Origin of the sequence: Pseudomonas sp. ACN5 (assembly GCF_002303975.1) — a bacterium.
GTDB classification, from domain to species: Bacteria; Pseudomonadota; Gammaproteobacteria; order Pseudomonadales; family Pseudomonadaceae; genus Aquipseudomonas; species Aquipseudomonas laurylsulfatiphila.
In genome coordinates this window covers 86,456-107,437 of sequence record NZ_MRCP01000011.1, presented here as the reverse complement: position 1 = coordinate 107,437, position 20,982 = coordinate 86,456, and the positions used below count along the sequence as shown (strand labels likewise).

19 protein-coding genes are annotated in these 20,982 nt (G+C 60.6%); all 19 read right to left on the bottom strand.

Annotated features, from left to right (window positions below; genetic code table 11):
• The 19 genes from nuoL to BSF40_RS20535 all read right to left on the bottom strand — a co-directional run bounded on the left by nuoL (position 1) and on the right by BSF40_RS20535 (position 20,812).
• Positions 1 to 1,854, bottom strand: coding sequence for an NADH-quinone oxidoreductase subunit L (nuoL, locus tag BSF40_RS20625; protein WP_095966505.1), 1,854 nt, complete (start codon positions 1,852 to 1,854; stop codon positions 1 to 3).
• The gene (nuoK, locus tag BSF40_RS20620) at positions 1,851 to 2,159 is read right to left on the bottom strand and encodes an NADH-quinone oxidoreductase subunit NuoK (protein ID WP_007946416.1); all 309 of its coding nucleotides are present in this window, start codon (positions 2,157 to 2,159) and stop codon (positions 1,851 to 1,853) included. Before nuoK ends, nuoL begins: the two co-directional genes overlap by 4 nt.
• A gap of 2 nt (positions 2,160 to 2,161) precedes the next feature.
• The gene (gene nuoJ / locus BSF40_RS20615; protein ID WP_015094373.1) at positions 2,162 to 2,665 is read right to left on the bottom strand and encodes an NADH-quinone oxidoreductase subunit J; all 504 of its coding nucleotides are present in this window, start codon (positions 2,663 to 2,665) and stop codon (positions 2,162 to 2,164) included.
• A 9-nt stretch (positions 2,666 to 2,674) separates the two neighbouring features.
• Positions 2,675 to 3,220: an NADH-quinone oxidoreductase subunit NuoI gene (gene nuoI, locus BSF40_RS20610; protein WP_015094374.1), complete on the bottom strand. Its 546-nt coding sequence runs from the start codon at positions 3,218 to 3,220 to the stop codon at positions 2,675 to 2,677.
• Between the two features lie 12 nt (positions 3,221 to 3,232).
• Positions 3,233 to 4,240, bottom strand: coding sequence for an NADH-quinone oxidoreductase subunit NuoH (gene nuoH, locus BSF40_RS20605; RefSeq protein WP_095966504.1), 1,008 nt, complete (start codon positions 4,238 to 4,240; stop codon positions 3,233 to 3,235).
• Positions 4,237 to 6,951: an NADH-quinone oxidoreductase subunit NuoG gene (gene nuoG / locus BSF40_RS20600; RefSeq protein ID WP_095966503.1), complete on the bottom strand. Its 2,715-nt coding sequence runs from the start codon at positions 6,949 to 6,951 to the stop codon at positions 4,237 to 4,239. Before nuoG ends, nuoH begins: the two co-directional genes overlap by 4 nt.
• A gap of 136 nt (positions 6,952 to 7,087) precedes the next feature.
• Entirely contained in the window at positions 7,088 to 8,443 is a 1,356-nt protein-coding gene (gene nuoF, locus BSF40_RS20595) for an NADH-quinone oxidoreductase subunit NuoF (RefSeq protein WP_095966502.1), read from the bottom strand.
• Positions 8,440 to 8,937, bottom strand: a complete 498-nt coding sequence (nuoE, locus tag BSF40_RS20590; protein WP_007970445.1) for an NADH-quinone oxidoreductase subunit NuoE — start codon at positions 8,935 to 8,937, stop codon at positions 8,440 to 8,442. The genes nuoF and nuoE overlap by 4 nt, the downstream gene beginning before the upstream one ends.
• Before the next feature lie 2 nt (positions 8,938 to 8,939).
• The gene (gene nuoC, locus BSF40_RS20585; RefSeq protein WP_095966501.1) at positions 8,940 to 10,724 is read right to left on the bottom strand and encodes an NADH-quinone oxidoreductase subunit C/D; all 1,785 of its coding nucleotides are present in this window, start codon (positions 10,722 to 10,724) and stop codon (positions 8,940 to 8,942) included.
• Between the two features lie 72 nt (positions 10,725 to 10,796).
• Positions 10,797 to 11,471: an NADH-quinone oxidoreductase subunit B family protein gene (locus BSF40_RS20580; protein WP_007970441.1), complete on the bottom strand. Its 675-nt coding sequence runs from the start codon at positions 11,469 to 11,471 to the stop codon at positions 10,797 to 10,799.
• Between the two features lie 10 nt (positions 11,472 to 11,481).
• Positions 11,482 to 11,895, bottom strand: coding sequence for an NADH-quinone oxidoreductase subunit A (locus BSF40_RS20575; RefSeq protein WP_003223812.1), 414 nt, complete (start codon positions 11,893 to 11,895; stop codon positions 11,482 to 11,484).
• Between the two features lie 568 nt (positions 11,896 to 12,463).
• Positions 12,464 to 13,789, bottom strand: a complete 1,326-nt coding sequence (gene aceA, locus BSF40_RS20570; protein WP_007970439.1) for an isocitrate lyase — start codon at positions 13,787 to 13,789, stop codon at positions 12,464 to 12,466.
• Between the two features lie 473 nt (positions 13,790 to 14,262).
• Complete coding sequence (locus tag BSF40_RS20565; RefSeq protein ID WP_095966500.1) at positions 14,263 to 15,015, bottom strand: secretin N-terminal domain-containing protein; 753 nt, start codon at positions 15,013 to 15,015, stop codon at positions 14,263 to 14,265.
• Positions 15,016 to 15,383: 368 nt separating this feature from the next.
• Positions 15,384 to 15,809 carry a GNAT family N-acetyltransferase gene (locus tag BSF40_RS20560; RefSeq protein ID WP_095966499.1) on the bottom strand — a complete coding sequence of 142 codons (426 nt, stop codon included), beginning with the start codon at positions 15,807 to 15,809 and terminating at the stop codon, positions 15,384 to 15,386.
• Entirely contained in the window at positions 15,802 to 16,971 is a 1,170-nt protein-coding gene (locus BSF40_RS20555) for a cupin domain-containing protein (protein ID WP_007972092.1), read from the bottom strand. The genes BSF40_RS20560 and BSF40_RS20555 overlap by 8 nt, the downstream gene beginning before the upstream one ends.
• An 86-nt stretch (positions 16,972 to 17,057) precedes the next feature.
• On the bottom strand, positions 17,058 to 18,428 hold the full coding sequence (purB, locus tag BSF40_RS20550; protein WP_007981277.1) for an adenylosuccinate lyase: 1,371 nt from the start codon (positions 18,426 to 18,428) through the stop codon (positions 17,058 to 17,060).
• A gap of 124 nt (positions 18,429 to 18,552) precedes the next feature.
• Positions 18,553 to 19,176, bottom strand: a complete 624-nt coding sequence (gene hflD / locus BSF40_RS20545) for a high frequency lysogenization protein HflD (RefSeq protein WP_095966498.1) — start codon at positions 19,174 to 19,176, stop codon at positions 18,553 to 18,555.
• Entirely contained in the window at positions 19,173 to 20,306 is a 1,134-nt protein-coding gene (gene mnmA / locus BSF40_RS20540) for a tRNA 2-thiouridine(34) synthase MnmA (protein ID WP_095966497.1), read from the bottom strand. The genes hflD and mnmA overlap by 4 nt, the downstream gene beginning before the upstream one ends.
• Positions 20,307 to 20,365: 59 nt before the next feature.
• The gene (locus BSF40_RS20535; RefSeq protein WP_095966496.1) at positions 20,366 to 20,812 is read right to left on the bottom strand and encodes an NUDIX hydrolase; all 447 of its coding nucleotides are present in this window, start codon (positions 20,810 to 20,812) and stop codon (positions 20,366 to 20,368) included.
• Positions 20,813 to 20,982: the final 170 nt, after the last annotated feature.

Genomic DNA, 20,982 nt, shown 5'->3' with positions numbered 1-20,982 from the left:
TCAGACCGCTACCAGCACGACGGCGCCGATGACCAGCACGGCACCCGCAGCCATCGAGGCGGCATACCAACGCAGTTGACCGGTCTCGGTACGGCTCAGGGCGGTGTGACCGCCTTTGGCCATGCGCGGGATCAGACCGATGGTCTGGTCGAGCGGGTCTTTGCGCAGGATGTGGCTGATCGCCAGGTAAGGCTTGACGAACAGTTTGTCGTAGATCCAGTCGAAGCCCCAGGCAGCGAACCACCAGGCCGAAAGGACACGGCCGATGCCGCTGTTGGCGATGGCCGTCACGAAGCGACGCTTGCCGAGGAACAGCAGCGCGGACAGCAGGATACCGGCCAGGGCGATGGCGCCCGAAGCGATTTCCAGGCTGTGCTTGGCTTCGCCGCCGGCGTGGCCGACGCTCTCAGGCAGCACGCCGTGCAGCGGTGGAACGATCATTGCGCCGACGAAGGTCGACAGCACGATCAGCACCGACAGTGGCAGCCAGTGGGCAATGCCGTGACCGGCGTGGGCTTCGGTCTTCGCTTCACCGTGGAATGCGATGAAGATCAGGCGGAAGGTGTAGAGCGAAGTCATGAACGCACCCACCAGACCTGCGTAGAGCAGACCGTGGTTGCCGCTGGCGAACGCTTCCCAGAGGATTTCGTCCTTGGAGTAGAAGCCCGCGGTGACCAGTGGCAGGGCCGCCAGGGCCGCACCGCCGACGATGAAGCTGGCGTAGGCCAGTGGCAGCTTTTTCCACAGACCGCCCATCTTGAAGATGTCCTGCTCGTGGTGGCAGGCAACGATCACCGCACCGGATGCAAGGAACAGCAGGGCCTTGAAGAAGGCGTGGGTCATCAGGTGGAAGATCGCGCCATCCCAGGCACCGACGCCCAGGGCCAGGAACATGTAGCCGATCTGGCTCATGGTCGAGTAGGCGAGGATACGCTTGATGTCGGTCTGAACCAGGGCTGCAAAACCTGCCAGGACCAGGGTCACGCCACCGACAATGCCTACCAGGTGCAGGATTTCCGGCGCCAGGGTGAACAGGCCGTGGGTACGGGCGATCAGGTAGACACCGGCGGTCACCATGGTTGCGGCGTGGATCAGTGCCGAAACCGGGGTAGGACCGGCCATCGCGTCCGCCAGCCAGGTTTGCAGTGGCAGTTGCGCGGATTTACCGACAGCGCCGCCCAGCAGCATCAGGGTGGCCATGACCATCCAGAAGTCGCCGGCCTGGAATTTCTGCGGTGCCAGCACCAGCAGTTCCTGGACGTTCAGCGTGCCCAGTTGGGCAAACAGAATGAACAGGCCGATGGCCATGAACACGTCACCGATGCGGGTCACGATGAAGGCCTTGAGTGCGGCGTTACCGTTGTTGCGGTTGCTGTAGTAGAAACCGATCAACAGGTACGAGCACAGGCCCACGCCTTCCCAGCCGAAGTACAGGAACAACAGGTTATCGCCCAGCACGAGGAACAGCATGCTGGCGATGAACAGGTTGGTGTAGGCGAAGAAACGCGAGTAACCGGCTTCACCGCGCATGTACCAGGACGCGAACAGGTGGATCAGGAAGCCGACGCCGACAACCACACCGAGCATGGTCAAGGACAGACCGTCCAGGTACAGGGCGAAATTAGGCGTGAAGCCTTCCACCGCCATCCACTGCCACAACACCTGGGTGTAGTGGCCGCCTTCCGGCGGGGCGACGTTGAATTGCCAGATCACGTAGGCGGTAACGATCGCCGACAGACCGATGGAGCCGACGCCAATCAACGCGGCCAGGTTTTCCGAGATGCGTCCACGGGAGAACGACAGCAGCAGGAAACCGATGAGAGGGAATACGAAAGTCAGATAGAGAAGGTTCATCCGCGCATCTCACTGGCAGCGTCGATATCGAGCGTGTGGAAGCGGCGATACAGTTGCAGCAGGATCGCCAGGCCGATACTGGCCTCGGCGGCTGCCAGGCTGATCACCAGGATGAACATGATCTGTCCATCCGGCTGCGCCCAGCGGCTACCGGCAACGATGAACGCCAAAGCGGAGGCATTCATCATGACCTCCAGGCTCATCAGCACGAAAAGGATGTTGCGGCGGACCATCAGGCCGACCAGGCCGAGGCAGAACAGGATGCCGGCGACCGCCAGACCATGCTCCATGGGGATAGCAGGCATCGTCATTGCTCCTTGGCTTCGTTGCGGCCCAAGTGGAACGCCGTGACGGCTGCGGCGAGCAGCAGCATCGAGGCGAGTTCAACCACCAGCAGGTAAGGGCCGAACAGGCTGATGCCCACGGCCTTGGCGTCTACGGTGGTGTGGCCGATGGCTTCACCGGTCTGGTGGGAGAACAGCACGTACAGCAGTTCCACCAGCAGCAGCGTGGCGAGGAGGACCGGGCCGCCCCATATGCCAGGCTTGAGCCAGGCGCGCTCTTGCTGAACCGAGGCCGGGCCCAGGTTCAGCATCATCACCACGAACACGAACAGCACCATGATGGCGCCAGCATAGGCGATCACTTCCAGGACACCGGCAAACGGTGCGCCGAGGGCGAAGAACGTCATGGCCACGGCGATCAGCGAAATGATCAGGTAGAGCAGGGCGTGCACAGGGTTGGTGTGGGTGATCACGCGAAGCGTGGACACCACAGCGATACCCGATGCGAAATAGAAAGCGAATTCCATCTTTCTTCCTTAAGGCAGCAAGCTCTTCACGTTGATCGGCTGGGCTTCGTTCTGGGCGGAGCCTTTCGGCTTCCCGGCAATCGCCATACCTGCAACACGATAGAAGTTGTAATCAGGGTTTTTGCCGGGGCCGGAGATCAGCAGATCTTCTTTCTCGTAGACCAGGTCCTGACGTTTGAACTCGGCCATCTCGAAATCCGGTGTCAGCTGGATCGCGGTGGTCGGGCAGGCTTCCTCGCAGAGGCCGCAGAAAATGCAGCGCGAGAAGTTGATGCGGAAGAAGTCCGGGTACCAGCGACCGTCTTCGGTTTCAGCTTTCTGCAGCGAGATGCAACCGACCGGGCAGGCCACGGCGCACAGGTTGCAGGCTACGCAACGCTCTTCACCGTCGGGGTCGCGGGTCAGGACGATACGTCCACGGTAGCGCGGCGGCAGGTAGACCGGTTCTTCCGGGTACTGCAGCGTGTCGCGCTTGCGGAAGGCGTGGCCGAAAATCATCACCAGGCTGCGAAGCTGGGTGTAGAAGCCATGCACGATGTCAAATATGTACTTCATGATTCTCTATCCTCACTGAGCCGCGACGGCGGGCGTGTTGAGCAACACGATCGCAGCGGTCACCAGCATGTTGACGAGGGTCAGCGGCAAGCAGAACTTCCAGCTGAAATCCATCACTTGGTCATACCGTGGGCGCGGGATCGAAGCGCGCAGCAGGATGAAGATCATGATGAAGAACGCGGTTTTCAGTGCGAACCAGATGAACGGGATCTGCGGCAGAAGGCCGAACGGACCGTGCCAGCCACCGAAGAACAAGGTCACCAGCAGCGCCGAAATCAACACGATGCCGATGTACTCGCCGACGAAGAACATGCCCCATTTCATGCCGGCGTATTCAATGTGGTAACCGTCGGCCAGTTCCTGTTCTGCTTCCGGCTGGTCGAACGGGTGACGGTGAGTCACGGCCACGCCAGCGATGAAGAAGGTCAGGAACCCGAAGATCTGCGGAATGATGAACCACAGGTTCTGCGCCTGATATTCAACGATGTCGCGCATGTTGAACGAGCCGACCTGGATCACGATGCCCATCAGCGACAGGCCCATGAACACTTCGTACGACACGGTTTGCGCCGAGGCACGCAAGCTGCCCAGCAGGGCGAACTTGTTGTTGCTCGACCAGCCGGCGAACAGCACCGCGTAGACCGAGAGGCCAGCCATGGCGAAGAAGAACAGGATGCCGATGTTGATGTCCGCCACGCCCCAGGTCGGGGTGATCGGGATGATCGCGAAGGCAATCAGCAGGGCGCTCATGGCCACGACCGGTGCCAGGGTGAAGATCATCTTGTCGGCGAATGGAGGCGTCCAGTCTTCCTTGAAGAACATCTTGATCATGTCGGCGGCGATCTGGAACGCGCCGAACGGGCCGACGCGGTTCGGACCGTAACGGTCCTGCCAGAGGGCGAGCAAACGTCGCTCGACCCAGCTCAGCAGGGCGCCGCAAACCACCACGGCGAGCAGAATCACCACGGCCTTGAGGACCGTGATGATGATGTCGATCACTTCAGGAGTGAACCAGGTCATTGAGCTGCCTCCTGCAGACCGTCAACGGAAAAGCCTGCGATCGCTGGCGGAATGCCGGCGATGCCCGCAGGCAATGCCACCAAGCCTGCGCCCAGCTCTTCATTGATACGCAGCGGCAGACGCAGGGTCTGGCCGGCCACGTTCAGGCTCAGCATGGCACCGTCGTTGACGCCCAGGCGGTCGGCTTCGGACTTGGCCAGTGCGACGTAGGCCGCCGGAATGCGTTCCTGGACCGGAGCGGCTTTCGAAGAGTTTTCTTCGCTGCCGAACAGGTGGAAGAACGGCACAACCTGCCAGGTGCCTGGAGCCGGGTTGAACGCGCGTGGAACGCTGGCGAACCAGTTCAGCGAGTCACCGGTGCTTTCGATCAGGCGGGTGCCCGGGTCGCCAGCGCGGATGTGACCACCGACTTCGTCCTGGAACTTGTTCCAGGCTTGCGGCGAGTTCCAGCCCGGAGACCAGGCGAATGGCACTTGCTGACGCGGTTCGGCCGAACCCGAGTAACCTTCCATGGAGAAGGCGAACGCGGTGTCCTTGTCCTGCGGGGTACGCGGTTCGTGCACGTTGATGTCGGCGCGCATGGCGGTACGACCGGAGTAGCGCAGCGGTTCACGGGCCAGTTTCATGCCCTTGATGCGGAACGCGGCGGACGGTGCGGCGTCGACAATGCGGTTCAGGACCGGTGTGCTGGAAGCGACAGCGGCGGTGACGTGGTCCAGCTGGGTCCAGTCGATCGGCTGGTTCAGCAGGGTGGCGCGCAGGGCATGCAGCCAGCGCCAGCCTTCGTGGACCAGGATGCTCGCGTCCATGTACTTCGGATCGAAGACCTGGAAGAAGCGCTGGGCGCGACCTTCCTGGCTGACCAGGGTACCGTCGCCTTCAGCGAAGCTGGCGGCTGGCAGTACCAGGTGCGCGCGATCGCTGGTGGCAGTCTTCTGATGGTCGGCCACGATCAGCACTTTCGCGGCGCTCAGGGCAGCATCGACACGGGCCTTGTCGGTACGGGTGTACAGATCGTTTTCCAGCACGACAATGGCGTCGGCCTTGCCGTCGATCACCGCTTGCAGCGCGGCGTCGACCGATTCACCACCGAGCATGGCCAGGCCGAGGCTGTTGGCCTCCGGCACGATCAGGCTGATGGAACCGTTCTTCTCGCGCAGCTTCAGGGCCTTCGCAATGTTGGCAGCAGCCTCGATCAGCGCTTTGGAGCCCAGGGAAGTACCGGCGATGATCAGTGGGCGCTTGGCCGCGAGCAGGGCGTCGGCAATGCGCTTGGCCAGCTCAAGGGCTTCAGCGTCCAGGCCTTCAACGGCCGGTGCGCTGGCGTCGAGGGCGTGAGCCACGGCGAAACCGATGCGGGCCAGATCGTCCGGAGCGGCGTGAACGCACTCTTCGGCGATGTCGTCGAGCTTGGTTTCAGCCAGGCTGGCGATGAACAGCGGGTTCAGCGCGTGCTGGCCGATGTTCTTCACCGCGGCGTCGAGCCAAGGCTGGACGCGCATGGCGTCGGCCATGTCTTCGGCCTTGCCCTTGACCGATTGACGCAGGGACAGGGCCATGCGCGCAGCCGTCTGGGTCAGGTCTTCACCGAGGACGAACACGGCGTCGTGGTCTTCGATGTCGCGCATGTTCGGCACTGGCAGCGGGCTGTCTTTGAGCACTTGCAGGACCAGGCGGATGCGCTCCAGTTCGGCGGCTTCGATACCCGAGTAGAAGTGCTCGGCACCGACCAGTTCGCGCAACGCGTAGTTGCTTTCGAGGCTGGCGCGTGGCGAACCGATACCGACGATGTTGCGACCGCGCAGCAAATCAGCAGCTTTATCCAGCGCGTCGTCGAGGCTCAGCTTGGTGCCATTGGCCAGCTGCGGCTGACGTGGACGGTCTTCGCGGTTGACGTAGCCATAGCCGAAACGGCCACGGTCGCACAGGAAGTACTGGTTCACCGAACCGTTGAAACGGTTTTCGATGCGGCGCAGTTCGCCGTAACGCTCGCCCGGGGAGATGTTGCAACCGCTGGAGCAGCCATGGCAGATGCTCGGCGAGAACTGCATGTCCCACTTGCGGTTGTAGCGCTCGGAGTGAGTCTTGTCGGTGAACACACCGGTCGGGCAGACCTCGGTGAGGTTACCGGAGAACTCGCTTTCCAGGGTGCCGTCTTCAACGCGACCGAAGTACACGTTGTCGTGGGCGCCGAATACACCCAGATCGGTGCCGCCGGCGTAGTCCTTGTAGAAGCGCACGCAGCGGTAGCAAGCGATGCAGCGGTTCATTTCGTGGGAAATGAACGGGCCCAGTTGCTGGTTCTGGTGGGTACGCTTGGTGAAACGGTAACGGCGCTCGTTGTGGCCGGTCATTACCGTCATGTCTTGCAGGTGGCAGTGACCGCCTTCCTCACAGACCGGGCAGTCGTGAGGGTGGTTGGTCATCAGCCATTCAACAACACTGGCGCGGAAGGCCTTGGACTCTTCATCCTCGATGGAGATCCAGGTGTTGTCGGTGGCAGGGGTCATGCAGGACATGACGATGCGACCACGGGTGTCGTTCTCGTCGGTGTACTGCTTGACCGCGCACTGGCGGCAAGCGCCAACGCTGCCCAGGGCAGGGTGCCAGCAGAAATAAGGGATATCGAGGCCTAGCGACAGACATGCCTGTAACAGGTTGTCTGCCCCATCGACTTCGAGCTCTTTGCCGTCTACGTGGATAGTGGCCATGGTTCAAAGTTCTTCGTTGGCCCGGTGTCAGCGGGCGTGGCTAATGGAATCTTGTCATTCGCGTGAATCAACACAGCCGCTTACGGCGTCATCACACGAAAAGCGAAGGGCACGGACCCTTCGCCTTTTTAAGCAGTTACGCGCCGACTACGATCGGCCTTGCCAGAGGCGGGACGGCGGCGCTGACAGGCGCGATACCGGCTTCGAACTCTGGACGGAAGTATTTGATTGCGCTGCCCAACGGCTCCACGGCGCCCGGTGCGTGAGCACAGAAGGTCTTGCCTGGGCCGAGGAAGCCGACCAGGCCCAGCAGGGTCTCGATGTCGCCTGGCTGGCCTTCACCGTTCTCGATGGCCATCAGGAGCTTGACGCTCCATGGCAAGCCATCGCGGCACGGGGTGCAGAAACCACAGGATTCGCGGGCGAAGAACTGCTCCATGTTGCGTAGCAGGGACACCATGTTGACGCTGTCGTCCACCGCCATGGCCAGGCCGGTACCCATACGGGTACCCACTTTGGCGATGCCGCCGGCGTACATTTGTGCGTCCAGGTGTTCCGGCAACAGGAAGCCGGTACCGGCGCCGCCAGGCTGCCAGCACTTGAGCTTGTAACCGTCGCGCATGCCACCGGCGTAGTCTTCGAACAGCTCGCGACCGGTGACGCCGAACGGCAATTCCCACAGGCCCGGATTCTTGACCTTGCCGGAGAAGCCCATGAGCTTGGTGCCCATGTCTTCGCTGCCTTCGCGAGCCAGGGATTTGTACCAGTCCACGCCGTCGGCAATGATCGCCGGCACGTTGCACAGGGTCTCGACGTTGTTCACGCAAGTCGGCTTGCCCCACACGCCAACGGCGGCAGGGAAGGGCGGCTTGGAGCGCGGGTTGGCGCGGCGGCCTTCGAGGGAGTTGATCAGTGCGGTTTCTTCACCGCAGATATAACGCCCGGCACCGGTGTGGACGAACAGCTCGAAATCGAAACCGCTGCCCAGGATGTTCTTGCCCAAAAGGCCCGCTGCCTTGGCTTCTTCCACGGCACGGTTCAGGTGCTTGGCGGCGGTGGTGTATTCGCCACGCAGGAAGATGTAGCCACGGTAGGTTTTCAGCGCGCGGGCGCTGATCAGCATGCCTTCGATCAGCAGATGGGGCAGTTGCTCCATCAGCATGCGGTCTTTCCAGGTGTTCGGCTCCATTTCATCCGCGTTGCACAGCAGGTAGCGGATGTTGATGGATTCGTCCTTGGGCATCAGGCCCCACTTCACGCCAGTGGGGAAGCCTGCACCGCCACGACCCTTGAGGCCGGAATCTTTCACGGTCTGGACGATGTCGTCCTGGGCCATGTCGGCGAAGGCCTTGCGCGCAGCGGCGTAACCGTTCTTGGCCTGGTACTCGTCGAGCCATACGGCTTCGCCGTCGTCGCGCAGACGCCAGGTGAGCGGGTGAGTCTCGGCCGAACGCTTGATGCGGTTGGCTGGACCGAAGGAAGTCAGGGTCATACGTAGCCCTCGAGCAATTTGGCAACGCCTGCTGGCTGCACATCACCGAACGTGTCGTCGTCGATCATCAAGGCTGGTGCCTTGTCGCAGTTGCCGAGGCAGCAGACCGGCAGCAGGGTGAAACGACCGTCGGCGGTGGTCTGACCCAGGCCGATGCCGAGCTTGCTCTGGATTTCGCTGACCACGGACTCGTGGCCGCCGATGTAGCAGACCATGCTGTCGCAAACGCGAATGATGTGACGGCCGACCGGCTGACGGAAGATCTGGCTATAGAAAGTAGCCACGCCTTCAACGTCGCTGGCCGGGATGCCGAGGATCTCGCCGATGGCGTACAGGGCGCCGTCCGGCACCCAGCCACGTTCCTTCTGGACGATCTTCAGGGCTTCGATCGACGCCGCGCGCGGGTCTTCGTAGTGATGCAACTCGTGCTCGATGGCCGAGCGCTCGGTTTCGCTCAGGGCGAAACGGTCTGTCTGGATAAGCGTGCTGTTCATGCTTAGCGGTCCACGTCGGCCATAACGAAATCGATACTACCCAGGTACGCAATCAAGTCCGCGACCATGCTGCCTTTGATCACCGAAGGGATCTGTTGCAGGTGCGGGAAGCTTGGGGTACGAATCCGGGTGCGGTAGCTCATGGTGCCGCCATCGCTCGTCAGGTAATAACTGTTGATGCCCTTGGTCGCTTCGATCATCTGGAAGGATTCGTTGGCCGGCATGACCGGACCCCACGAAACCTGCAGGAAGTGCGTGATCAAGGTTTCGATGTGCTGCAGGGTGCGCTCTTTCGGCGGCGGCGTGGTCAGCGGGTGATCCGCCTTGTACGGGCCTTCCGGCATGTTGCGCAGGCACTGGTCGATGATCCTGATGCTCTGGCGCATCTCCTCGACGCGCACGATGCAGCGGTCGTAGGCATCGCCGTTGGCGGCCAGCGGCACTTCGAATTCGAAGTTCTCGTAGCCCGAGTACGGGCGCGCTTTACGCAGGTCGAAATCGCAACCGGTCGAACGCAGACCGGCACCGGTGACACCCCATTCCAGGGCCTCTTTGGTGTTGTAGTCGGCGACGCCGATGGTGCGGCCACGCAGGATGCTGTTGTCCAGGGCGGCTTTCTGGTATTCGTCCAGACGCTTGGGCATCCACTCGACGAAGTCCTTGACCAGCTTTTCCCAGCCGCGCGGCAGGTCGTGGGCGACGCCACCAATGCGGTACCAGGCCGGGTGCAGGCGGAAACCGGTAATGGCCTCGATCACCGTGTACGCGCGCTGGCGGTCGGTGAAGGTGAAGAACACCGGGGTCATGGCGCCGACGTCCTGGATGTAGGTACCCAGGAACAGCAGGTGGCTGGTGATCCGGAAGAACTCGGCCATCATGATGCGGATGACGTCGACCTTCTCGGGCACCTTGATGCCGGCCAGCTTCTCGACCGAGAGCACGTACGGCAGGTTGTTCATCACGCCGCCGAGGTAATCGATACGGTCGGTGTACGGGATGAAGCTGTGCCACGACTGACGCTCGGCCATTTTCTCGGCACCACGGTGGTGGTAACCGACGTCCGGTACGCAATCGACGATCTCTTCACCGTCCAGCTGCAGGATGATGCGGAATGCACCGTGTGCCGAAGGGTGGTTCGGGCCGAGGTTGAGGAACATGTAGTCCTCGTTCGGGCCGGAGCGCTTCATGCCCCAGTCTTCCGGCTTGAAGCGCGCGGACTCTTCTTCGAGCTGCTGCTTGGCCAGGTTCAGGGTGAACGGGTCGAACTCGGTGGCGCGCGCCGGGAAGTCCTTGCGCAGCGGGTGACCTTCCCAGGTCGGCGGCATCATGATGCGCGACAGGTGCGGGTGGCCTTTGAAGTCGATGCCGTACATGTCCCAGACTTCACGCTCGTACCAGTTGGCGTTCGGCCAGATGCTGGTGACGGTCGGCAGGCTGAGGTCGCTCTCGGACAAGGCGACCTTGATCATTACGTCACTATTACGTTCGATCGACATCAAGTGGTAGAACACGGAGAAGTCGACGCCGTTCGGCAGCCCTTGACGCTTGGTGCGCAGACGCTCGTCCACGCCGTGCAGGTCATAGAGCATGACGTACGGCTTGGGCAGGTTACGCAGGAAAGTCAGGACTTCGACGAGTTTGGCGCGGGCAACCCAAAGCACCGGCATGCCGGTGCGGGTAGGCTGGGCGGTGAACGCCTCCGGGCCAAAACGGTTGTTCAGTTCGACGACCACATCCTGGTCGTCTGCCTTGTAAGGCGGGATGTACAGAGCACTGCCTGTAGTCATGGTTATTTATCGCTTTCGGTCAACGTAAAGAATGAAGCCAGGTTCTCGTTTCTTTGAAACAGCAGATCTGGATCAGACTTCGTCGGGGCTGCGCAGGTTGGTTACCTGAATACGCTGTTCGCGACGCTTTTCCTTCTCGGAAGGCATCTCGGCGCGATACACGCCTTGATCGCCAACGACCCAGGAAAGTGGGCGACGCTCCTGGCCAATCGACTCCTGCAACAGCATCAGGCCTTGCAGGAAAGCTTCAGGGCGGGGCGGGCAGCCAGGCACGTAGACGTCCACGGGCAGGAACTTGTCCACCCCTTGAACGACGGAGTAGATGTCGTACATGCCACCGGAGTTGGCGCACGAACCCATGGAGATGACCCATTTAGGCTCGAGCATTTGCTCGTAGAGACGCTGAATGATCGGCGCCATCTTGATGAAGCAGGTACCGGCGATAACCATGAAATCCGCCTGGCGCGGCGATGCCCGGATAACCTCGGCGCCAAAGCGCGCGATGTCGTGGGGCGCCGTGAAGGCGGTGGTCATTTCCACGTAGCAGCACGAAAGACCGAAGTTATACGGCCACAGGGAGTTCTTGCGCCCCCAGTTGATCGTGCCGTTGAGCACGTCTTCGAGCTTGCCCATGAAAATGTTTTTGTGGACTTGATCTTCTAACGGATCGGAAACGGTTTCCCGCTGGCCAATCGGATACTGCTCGTTAGGAGCATCGGGGTCGATCCTGGTGAGATTGTATTGCATTGCCAAAGCCTCATTGTTTCAGCTTCGCTTGCCGCTTGCGCCGAGCTTCCGGAGCCCAGTCAAGGGCGCCCACTCGGAATAGGTAGACAAGGCCTGCCAACAGAATTGCTATGAAAACGAGAGCTTCGACGAATCCGGTCCAGCCGCTTTCGCGGACGGACACAGACCATGCAAAGAGAAAGAGGGCTTCGATATCGAAGATCACGAAGAGCATCGCGACCAGATAGAATTTGGCTGAGAGCCGCAAGCGGGCGCCACCTGTAGGTAGCATGCCGGACTCGAACGGTTCGTTTTTGCTGCGGCCCCAGGCTTTTGACCCGAGGAGGCTGGAGACGCCCAGCATGAAGGCGCAGAGGCCGACGACGCCTAGAAGGAAAATGGCAAAGCCCCAGTTGTGGGCCATGAGTCCTGTCGCTTCGGGCATGCTGGTAATCCTTAACAGAGAGCAAAGGTCTCTGAGCTTGAAAAGAAACAAAAGCAGTGACGATATGTCGCAGCAATCAATCCCGCTGATTTTATGGCTAAACACCCGGCAAGTAAAATTCCTATAGCGAAATTATTTATAGGAATAAGGACATAGGGAACCCCAAAAGCCCTGTGGCCCTTGGCCCATGGGCATTAGCCGGCATTTCGTCAATTATGTTTTGTAGGGAATGTAACGAACATAGTTGCAGTTAAATGATAATCAATATTGTTTAGCTTGGTTTTTATGCTGCTTGTCCTTCAGATACTCGGGAAGTTGTCTTATATGGGCGTTACTTGTAGGAGCGAGCTCGCTCGCGATGGTCGTGAACGATAACGCGGGGAACCAGATTCCCCAGCGGCGTCCTTGAGTTTTTCGCGAACAGGCTCGCTCCTACAGGGAGAGTGTGGTGTTGGTGAACTCTCAGGCAAAAAAACGCCCCGAACCAGGCGGTCGGGGCGTCAGATGTGCAGCGCTGCGGTTAGCTTTCTATTCGGCCCGCGGCGGCTGATGTCTCAGGCGAAGCAGATCAGTGGAACTGTTCTTCTTCAGTCGAGCCGGTCAGTGCGGTTACCGAAGACGAGCCACCCTGGATCACGGTGGTCATGTCGTCGAAGTAGCCGGTGCCCACTTCCTGCTGGTGAGCCACGAAGGTGTAGCCTTTGGCGGCGTCAGCGAATTCCTGCTCTTGCAGCTTCACGTAGGCAGTCATGTCGTTGCGGGCGTAGTCGTGCGCCAGGTTGAACATGCTGTGCCACATGTTGTGAATGCCGGCCAGGGTGATGAACTGGTGCTTGTAGCCCATGGCGGACAGTTCGCGCTGGAACTTGGCGATGGTCGCGTCGTCCAGGTTTTTCTTCCAGTTGAAGGAAGGCGAGCAGTTGTACGACAGCAGTTGGTCCGGGTATTCCTTCTTGATCGCTTCAGCGAAGCGACGAGCCTCGTCCAGGTCCGGCTTGGCGGTTTCGCACCAGATCAGGTCGGCGTACGGAGCGTAGGCCAGGCCGCGAGCGATGGCCTGGTCCAGACCGGCGCGCACTTTGTAGAAGCCTTCCTGGGTACGTTCGCCGGTTACGAATGGCTGGTCGTACGGGTCGCAGTCGGAAGTCAGCAGGTCGGCAGCGTTGGCGTCGGTACGGGCCAGGATGATGGTCGGCGTACCGGCGACGTCAGCTGCCAGACGGGCAGCGGTCAGCTTCTGCACGGCTTCCTGGGTAGGAACCAGAACCTTGCCGCCCATGTGGCCGCATTTCTTCACGGAAGCCAGCTGGTCTTCGAAGTGAACGCCGGCGGCGCCTGCTTCGATCATGCTCTTCATCAGCTCGTAGGCGTTCAGTACGCCGCCGAAACCGGCTTCGGCGTCAGCCACGATCGGTGCGAAGTAGTCGATGTAGCCAGCGTCGCCAGGGTTCTTGCCGGCTTTCCACTGGATCTGGTCGGCACGACGGAACGAGTTGTTGATGCGCTTGACCACGGTTGGAACCGAGTCCACCGGGTACAGCGACTGGTCCGGGTACATCGATTCGGCGGAGTTGTTGTCCGCAGCAACCTGCCAGCCCGACAGGTAGATTGCCTGGATACCGGCTTTGACTTGTTGTACAGCCTGGCCGCCGGTCAGGGCGCCCATGCAGTTGACGAAATCTTTCTCAGGACGGAAGGCTGGCTTGGCACCCTGGGTGACCAGGTTCCACAGCTTCTCGGCGCCCATTTTTGCAAAGGTGTGCTCAGGTTGAACCGAGCCACGCAGGCGGACGACGTCAGCAGCGGAGTAAGTGCGTGTCACGCCTTTCCAGCGCGGGTTTTCAGCCCAGTCTTTTTCGAGGGCTGCAATTTGCTGTTCGCGTGTCAGTGCCATGGGAGATAAACCTCGTCGCGTCTTTATGAAAAGTTGTTCTGCGGTGGAAAATTCCTGCGCTCGCTGACCAGAAGCTTAAGCGGTCAAGTCGGATTCGGCGGGGAGGGCGACGGGATGAACGATGGGCTCGAGGGGAAGTGAGCAGGTAAAGGCGAACTGCGGGCGCATTCGGGCGTCGTGGGCCTTGGTACGAACATCAGTGTGGTGCCGGGTTACCTATTACGCTTCCGTCCCTCGGGACAACTTCGTTCCAGTCGACAACCTCGTCAAACACACCTTGTGGGCGGTACAGACACGAAGCGGTTCGCGGGGTAGGTGCGAACATCGCCTCGAAGGCCCTTGCCAGGGCCCCTGATTAGCGGGAGCGAGGCCATCATGCCTTCGCTTTTTTGGCTCGTCAAACGTTTTGTAGTGCTTTTTTTCAAGCACTACATCTTTTGTCTAATACGACTCGTCAGTCAGTATTTGGTGATTTAGTCCAAGGTGTCGACTTTCACCCGCAAAGTCATGTCGTTGCGGCTCTGGGTTGAGTAGCTGCGGGTCTGGCCCTGTTTGTCGGCCTGGGTCTGGCCATTGACCCCGGCCAGCAGGATCCACTCACCGAGGTGGCCGGTGACGGTTGTGTCGGTGCTTTGCACGTTCACTACATCGGGACGTTCCTGGCTCATGCGGTCACGGTTGGTACTGATCGAGAGGTGAACGATGTCGCCGGTGACGTTTGCGGTGACGTAAAAGCCCTGGGTGACGTTGCGGTATTCGGTCTGGCTGCGCAGGTCACCATAGCCATCGGTCTGCGAACTGGTCAGGGGCACGCTCTGGCCGACCTGGATCAGCGCCGGTGCGCCTTCGCTGGCCTGCACTTGCTGAATACCGCCGTCACGGCTGTCGGTGCTGTAGTTGATGATGCGAGTCTTGGCGCCGTTGGCTGAAGAACCCTGGTCACTCTGGAAGTTGTTGTCGCTGGTGTCGACAGTGATCAGCAGGCGCTTGGGGGCTGTGTCGAGTTGGGAGATAAGGGCTTTAAGTTCGTCGATCTTGCGCTGATCGGCGTTGACGATGAGTTGATTGCCGTAGGCGCTGACCTGTCCGTCCTTGCCGATGAAATCCTGCGCCACCGGCAGCAGGTCGGCGCTGGTGCGATAGCTCAGGGGCACGATTTCGGTGGCTGCCATGACCGAAAAACTGCAGGCTACCAGCAGGGTGCTGAGCAGGGTGCGTAGGGACATATCCGTTATCTCCGGCTTCGTGATTTGTGTAGGAGCGAGCTTGCTCGCGATGGTCGTCAACGATAATGCGTGAAGCCTGACACCCCGCGGCGCTCTCAGGTGCATCGTCGGAACGCCGCCCGGAGCAAGCTCGCTCCTACAGGTGCATGTGTTGATATTGCCAGTTTGTCGGCCTGTAGTGGCGCTAGTTGAATCCTAGACAGCAAAACGCCCCGGCATCGTGTGATGTCAGGGCGTTTTGTGGTGTTCTTGAGGCTGCTATCGCGAGCAAGCTCGCTCCCACAGGGATCGATGGTGTTGCCAGAATCTTCAGCAACTCACAAATCTATTGTGGGAGCGAGCTTGCTCGCGATGTAGGCGACTCGGTCTCAGGCCGAATGGCGAACCATGTCCACATGCGGAATCCCGGCTTCCAGGAACTCCTCACTGACCATGTGAAAACCCAGGCGCTCATAGAACGCCGTGGCTTGTACCTGGGCGCTGAGCATCTGCTGCTTGAGTCCGCGCTCTTCGGCTTCGCCGATGACCGCTTGCATCAGCGCATCGCCGACTTTCAGGCCGCGCCAGTCCTTGAGTACCGAGACCCGGCCAACGTGACCGTCAGGCAACAGGCGCGCGGTGCCAATCGGAAAGTCGCCTTCGTAAGCGAGGAAATGCACGGCATCAATGTCATCGGCGTCCCATTCCAGTTCCGGCGGAACGGATTGCTCGGCGACGAACACCGCTTCACGAATGCGCCGGATCTCGGCGTTGTCCTTTTGCCAGTCTGCGACACGTACGTGAATCTTATTCATCGGCAAACCCCAGGCTTCCTTGCTTGACCAGTTCGCACAACAGGCCGCGGCCGTCTTCATCGCTCAACCATTCGCCGAGGTTGTCGGCGTGCAGCGCGTCGGCGGCGCAGATCATCTTCAGCAGTTCGCGCAGTTTGCCCGGCAGGTAACGGCTCTGGCCGCTGGCGAACAGCAGCAGGTCGTCATCGACTTCGGACCACGCCAGGCGCGCGCTCGGGTTGCGAATCAGGATCGCACCTTGCTCGAGGGCGGACATGAAGTCCTCTTCTTCGACGTCTTCCGGGCCCACTACCAGTTCCGGATAGCGTGGCTCGGTCATGAACTGGCCGAACCAGGTCAGCAGCAGGCGCTCGTCACTCATGTGCTCGGCCAGCAGGCCTTTGAGGCGGTCGAGTGCATCGCGCTGGATCTGGTGAGGATCGGCAGTCGGCAGGGCGTCGGCGTCGGTGTAGCGTTCTTCGTCCGACAGGAACTGGCTGAGGAAGTCGGTGAAGTGGGTCAGCACTTCAGCGGCGCTCGGCGCGCGGAAGCCCACCGAGTAGGTCATGCAGTCATCCACGGCGACGCCGCAGTGGGCCAGGCGCGGCGGCAGGTAGAGCATGTCGCCAGGTTCCAGCACCCATTCATCGGTGGCTTCGAATTCGGAGAGGATGCGCAGGTCGGCGTGGGCCAGCATCGGGCTCTCGGTGTTGCACATCTGGCCGATCTTCCAGTTGCGCTTGCCGTGGCCTTGCAGCAGGAACACGTCGTAGTTGTCGAAATGCGGGCCCACGCTGCCGCCTGGCGCGGCGTAGCTGATCATCACGTCGTCGATGCGCCAGCTCGGCAGGAAGCGGAAATTTTCCAGCAGTTCGCTGACTTCCGGGACGAACTGATCCACGGCCTGAACCAGCAGGGTCCAGTCACGCTCAGGCAGCTTGCTGAATTCATCTTCGGCGAACGGGCCGCGACGCAGTTCCCATGGACGCTCGCCATTCTCGATGATCAGGCGCGATTCGACTTCTTCTTCCAGCGCCAGGCCGGCCAGTTCGTCGGCGTCGATCGGGCTTTCGAAATCAGGAATCGCCTGGCGGATCAACAGCGGCTTTTTCTGCCAGTAATCGCGCAGGAATTCCCGTGCCGTGATGCCGCCCAGAAGTTGAAGAGGAATATCAGGATTCATGTGTAACCTATTGAAAAAATGCACTTTTCAGACGGGAATAAAAACGCCCGGCGCGGCCGGGCGTCTTCAAAGGGTCTAGCGATCGATCAGATGCGTCTGGCTTGTTCCACGGCATTGCCGATGTAGTTCGCCGGGGTGAGCAGTTTCAGCTCGGCCTTGGCGGCGGCTGGCATGTCCAGGCCGTCGATGAAAGTCTGCAGCGCTTCAGGGCTGATGCCCTTGCCGCGCGTCAATTCTTTCAGTTTTTCGTACGGGTTTTCGATGTTGTAGCGACGCATCACGGTCTGGATCGGCTCGGCCAATACTTCCCAGCAGGCGTCCAGGTCAGCGGCAATCTTCTGCTCGTTGAGCTCAAGCTTGCTGATGCCCTTGAGGCTGGCTTCGTACGCGATCACGCTGTGGGCGAAGCCGACGCCGAGGTTGCGCAGTACGGTGGAGTCGGTCAGGTCGCGCTGCCAGCGGGAGATCGGCAGCTTGCTCGCCAGGTGCTGGAACAGTGCGTTGGCGATGCCCAGGTTGCCTTCGGAGTTTTCGAAGTCGATCGGGTTGACCTTGTGCGGCATGGTCGACGAACCGATTTCGCCAGCGATGGTGCGCTGCTTGAAATAACCCAGGGAAATGTAGCCCCAGATGTCGCGGTCGAAGTCGATCAGGATGGTGTTGAAGCGGGCGATCGCGTCGAACAGCTCGGCAATGTAGTCGTGGGGCTCGATCTGCGTGGTGTACGGGTTGAAACCCAGGCCCAGTTCGTCTTCGATGAAGGCGCGGGCATTGGCTTCCCAGTCGATCTCAGGGTAGGCCGACAGGTGGGCGTTGTAGTTGCCGACAGCGCCGTTGATCTTGCCCAGCAGCGGAACGGCAGCGACTTGAGCGATCTGGCGCTCCAGACGGTAAACCACGTTCGCCAGTTCTTTGCCCAGGGTGGTCGGCGAGGCTGGTTGACCGTGGGTGCGCGACAGCATTGGCACGTCGGCGAAGCGGATGGCCAGTTCGCGGATGGCGTTGGCGGTCTGGCGCATCAGCGGCAGCATCACGTCATCACGGCCTTCGCGCAGCATCAGGGCGTGGGACAGGTTGTTGATGTCCTCGCTGGTGCAGGCAAAGTGGATGAACTCGCTGACCTTGGCCAGCTCCGGCAGCTTGGCCGCTTGCTCTTTGAGCAGGTATTCGATGGCCTTGACGTCGTGGTTGGTGGTGCGCTCGATCTCTTTGACGCGCTCGGCGTGCTCCAGAGAGAAGTTTTCCGCCAGGGTGTTGAGCACAGCGTTGGCTTCGGCGGAGAACGCCGGCACTTCGCTGATGGCAGGGTGAGCGGCCAGGCGCTGGAGCCAGCGCACTTCAACCAGAACGCGGGCACGGATCAGGCCGTACTCGCTGAAAATTGGGCGCAGGGCCTGGGTTTTGCCGGCGTAGCGGCCGTCAACAGGGGAAACCGCAGTGAGCGAAGAGAGCTGCATGGGGTGTTCTCGGACAGTCAGGCAACGAAATGGGGCGCGTATCATACATGAAAAAATCCGCCGGTCCGTCGCCAACTGACCGGCGTATTACGCGTATTGCTAAGTTCTGTTCTGTCGATGCGGGTTATTCGTTACGCATCAAGGGGTAAAGCTCTTTGAGCAATTTGCGACGGCTGATCACCAGCTGCCAGCGATGACCGCCCAATTGCCGCCACAGGCGTGCAGAACGGATGCCGGCCAGCAGCAGGGCACGAATTTTCGAGGCGTTGCTCGGTTGTTGCAGGTTGCGCATGTCGCCGTGCACCTGGATACGTTGGCGCAGGGTGCTCAAAGTATCCTGGTACAGCGCGCCGCAGGCGGCGATCACGTTTTCGTGAGCCGGGCCGAAGTGTTCGACCTGGGACTGAATCTGCGGCAGACGCTTGCCGATCACCTCAAGCATGTCGCCACGTTTTGCCAGTTGGCGCTCAAGACCGAGCATGGCCAGGGCATAGCGCAGCGGTTCGCGCTGCAGGGTGCTTGGGTCGCGCTCGAGGGCGCCGATCAGGGCGCGATAACCTTCACGCAGGTTGATGTCATCGCCGCCATAGACTTCCAGGGTGTCCTTGGGGTCGCGGATCAGCAGGCTGCCGAGCATGCAACTCAGGCCAGCCTCGTTGGTCTGGCCGCTCTTGGCAATCCTGTCCACCAGCACGGCGGCGAGAAACACGCCGCCCAGTGCTGTCAGTTGCTCCTGAATCGGGTTCATAGGGCCTGGCCCTTGCTCGTCCACGGCTCGGCTACTTCAATCACGCCGCCGCCGAGGCAGATCTCACCGTCGTAGAACACCACGGACTGGCCCGGAGTGACCGCGCGCTGCGGGTCATCGAAGGTCGCGCGATAACCGGTGGCGGTTTTTTCCAGGGTGCAGGGCTGGTCGCTCTGACGATAACGAACCTTGGCGGTCAGCTTGCGTGGCTGGCTCAGGTCGATCGGGTTGACCCAGTAGATATCGGAAGCGAGCAGGGCGCGGGAGAACAGCCACGGGTGGTCATTGCCCTGGCCAACGATCAGCTCGTTGTGCTCCAGGTCCTTGATCAGCACGTACCACGGCTCGTCGCTGGCGTCTTTGAGGCCGCCGATGCCCAGGCCCTGACGCTGGCCGATGGTGTGATACATCAGGCCGTGATGACGGCCGATGATTTCACCTTCGGTGGTCTTGATCTCGCCCGGTTGTGCCGGCAGGTACTGTTTGAGGAAATCGCTGAAACGGCGCTCGCCGATAAAGCAGATCCCGGTGGAGTCCTTCTTCTTCGCGGTCGCCAGCTCGTACTTTTCGGCAATCGCGCGCACTTGCGGTTTTTCCAGCTCGCCGACCGGGAACAGGGTCTTGGCGATCTGTTCGCCGCCGACGGCGTGCAGGAAGTAGCTCTGGTCCTTGTTCGGGTCCAGGCCCTTGAGCAGTTCGGTGCGACCATCGATGTCGCGGCGACGCACGTAGTGGCCGGTGGCGATCAGGTCCGCGCCAAGCACCATGGCGTAGTCGAGGAACGCCTTGAACTTGATTTCGCGGTTGCACAGGATGTCCGGGTTCGGCGTGCGTCCGGCCTTGTATTCGGCCAGGAAGTGCTCGAACACATTGTCCCAGTACTCGGCGGCGAAGTTGGCGGTGTGCAGCTTGATGCCGATCTTGTCGCACACGGCCTGGGCGTCCGCCAGGTCATCCATGGAGGTGCAGTATTCCGTTCCATCGTCTTCTTCCCAGTTCTTCATGAACAGGCCTTCCACCTCATAGCCCTGCTCGATCAGCAGGAGGGCGGAAACGGAAGAGTCCACGCCGCCGGACATGCCGACAATGACGCGCTTCTTTTGTGTGTCAGAAGGGGCTGGATCACGCATAGGGATTCAATGAGTGTCTTGAAAAAGGACGCGATTCTAACAGGCCGGAGCCCGCATGGCTAAAGAGAAGGACGGATCAATTCAAGGCCGAAGTGTTGGCCTGCCAGATAGTCATCGATGCAGCGCATGATCAGCTCGCTGCGCCAGTTGCCGCGCTCCTCGATTAATTCCTCGCGGGTCAACCACTTGGCGCCGACGATGCCGTCGTCCAGTTGATAATCGGGGTGGTGTTTCAGCGCTTTGGCGATGAAGCAGACCCTCTGGTAGGTTACGCCGTTGCTTGGGGCGGTGTAGAGGTAAATGCCCAGTACGCCGGTCGGTTCGACGTCCCAGCCGGTTTCCTCGAGGGTTTCGCGCACGGCGGCTTCGGTCAGGGTTTCGCTCGGATCCAGGTGACCGGCGGGCTGGTTGAGCACCACGCGACCGTGCTTGAGTTCTTCGACCATCAGGAAGCGGCCGTTGTCTTCGACGATGGTGGCGACGGTGATGTGGGGTTTCCAGTCCATGAGATCTCCTCGAAGTTGAAATGCTGTCCCTGTGGGAGCGGGCTTGCTCGCGAAAGCGGTGGGTCAGTCAATGAAGGTGTTGAATGATAAACCGCTTTCGCGAGCAAGCCCGCTCCCACATTGGTCCGTGTGTCACCGGTAAATTGTGTGAAGGCCAGAAAACACAAACC

Excerpts from the sequence above, each read along its gene's own strand:
- nuoL (WP_095966505.1), bottom strand. The coding sequence starts at position 1,854 with ATGAACCTTCTCTATCTGACTTTCGTATTCCCTCTCATCGGTTTCCTG.
- nuoK (WP_007946416.1), bottom strand. The coding sequence starts at position 2,159 with ATGCCTGCTATCCCCATGGAGCATGGTCTGGCGGTCGCCGGCATCCTG.
- nuoJ (WP_015094373.1), bottom strand. The coding sequence starts at position 2,665 with ATGGAATTCGCTTTCTATTTCGCATCGGGTATCGCTGTGGTGTCCACG.
- nuoI (WP_015094374.1), bottom strand. The coding sequence starts at position 3,220 with ATGAAGTACATATTTGACATCGTGCATGGCTTCTACACCCAGCTTCGC.
- nuoH (WP_095966504.1), bottom strand. The coding sequence starts at position 4,240 with ATGACCTGGTTCACTCCTGAAGTGATCGACATCATCATCACGGTCCTC.
- nuoG (WP_095966503.1), bottom strand. The coding sequence starts at position 6,951 with ATGGCCACTATCCACGTAGACGGCAAAGAGCTCGAAGTCGATGGGGCA.
- nuoF (WP_095966502.1), bottom strand. The coding sequence starts at position 8,443 with ATGACCCTGACTTCCTTCGGTCCAGCCAACCGCATCAAGCGTTCGGCC.
- nuoE (WP_007970445.1), bottom strand. The coding sequence starts at position 8,937 with ATGAACAGCACGCTTATCCAGACAGACCGTTTCGCCCTGAGCGAAACC.
- nuoC (WP_095966501.1), bottom strand. The coding sequence starts at position 10,724 with ATGACTACAGGCAGTGCTCTGTACATCCCGCCTTACAAGGCAGACGAC.
- BSF40_RS20580 (WP_007970441.1), bottom strand. The coding sequence starts at position 11,471 with ATGCAATACAATCTCACCAGGATCGACCCCGATGCTCCTAACGAGCAG.
- BSF40_RS20575 (WP_003223812.1), bottom strand. The coding sequence starts at position 11,895 with ATGCCCGAAGCGACAGGACTCATGGCCCACAACTGGGGCTTTGCCATT.
- aceA (WP_007970439.1), bottom strand. The coding sequence starts at position 13,789 with ATGGCACTGACACGCGAACAGCAAATTGCAGCCCTCGAAAAAGACTGG.
- BSF40_RS20565 (WP_095966500.1), bottom strand. The coding sequence starts at position 15,015 with ATGTCCCTACGCACCCTGCTCAGCACCCTGCTGGTAGCCTGCAGTTTT.
- BSF40_RS20560 (WP_095966499.1), bottom strand. The coding sequence starts at position 15,809 with ATGAATAAGATTCACGTACGTGTCGCAGACTGGCAAAAGGACAACGCC.
- BSF40_RS20555 (WP_007972092.1), bottom strand. The coding sequence starts at position 16,971 with ATGAATCCTGATATTCCTCTTCAACTTCTGGGCGGCATCACGGCACGG.
- purB (WP_007981277.1), bottom strand. The coding sequence starts at position 18,428 with ATGCAGCTCTCTTCGCTCACTGCGGTTTCCCCTGTTGACGGCCGCTAC.
- hflD (WP_095966498.1), bottom strand. The coding sequence starts at position 19,176 with ATGAACCCGATTCAGGAGCAACTGACAGCACTGGGCGGCGTGTTTCTC.
- mnmA (WP_095966497.1), bottom strand. The coding sequence starts at position 20,306 with ATGCGTGATCCAGCCCCTTCTGACACACAAAAGAAGCGCGTCATTGTC.
- BSF40_RS20535 (WP_095966496.1), bottom strand. The coding sequence starts at position 20,812 with ATGGACTGGAAACCCCACATCACCGTCGCCACCATCGTCGAAGACAAC.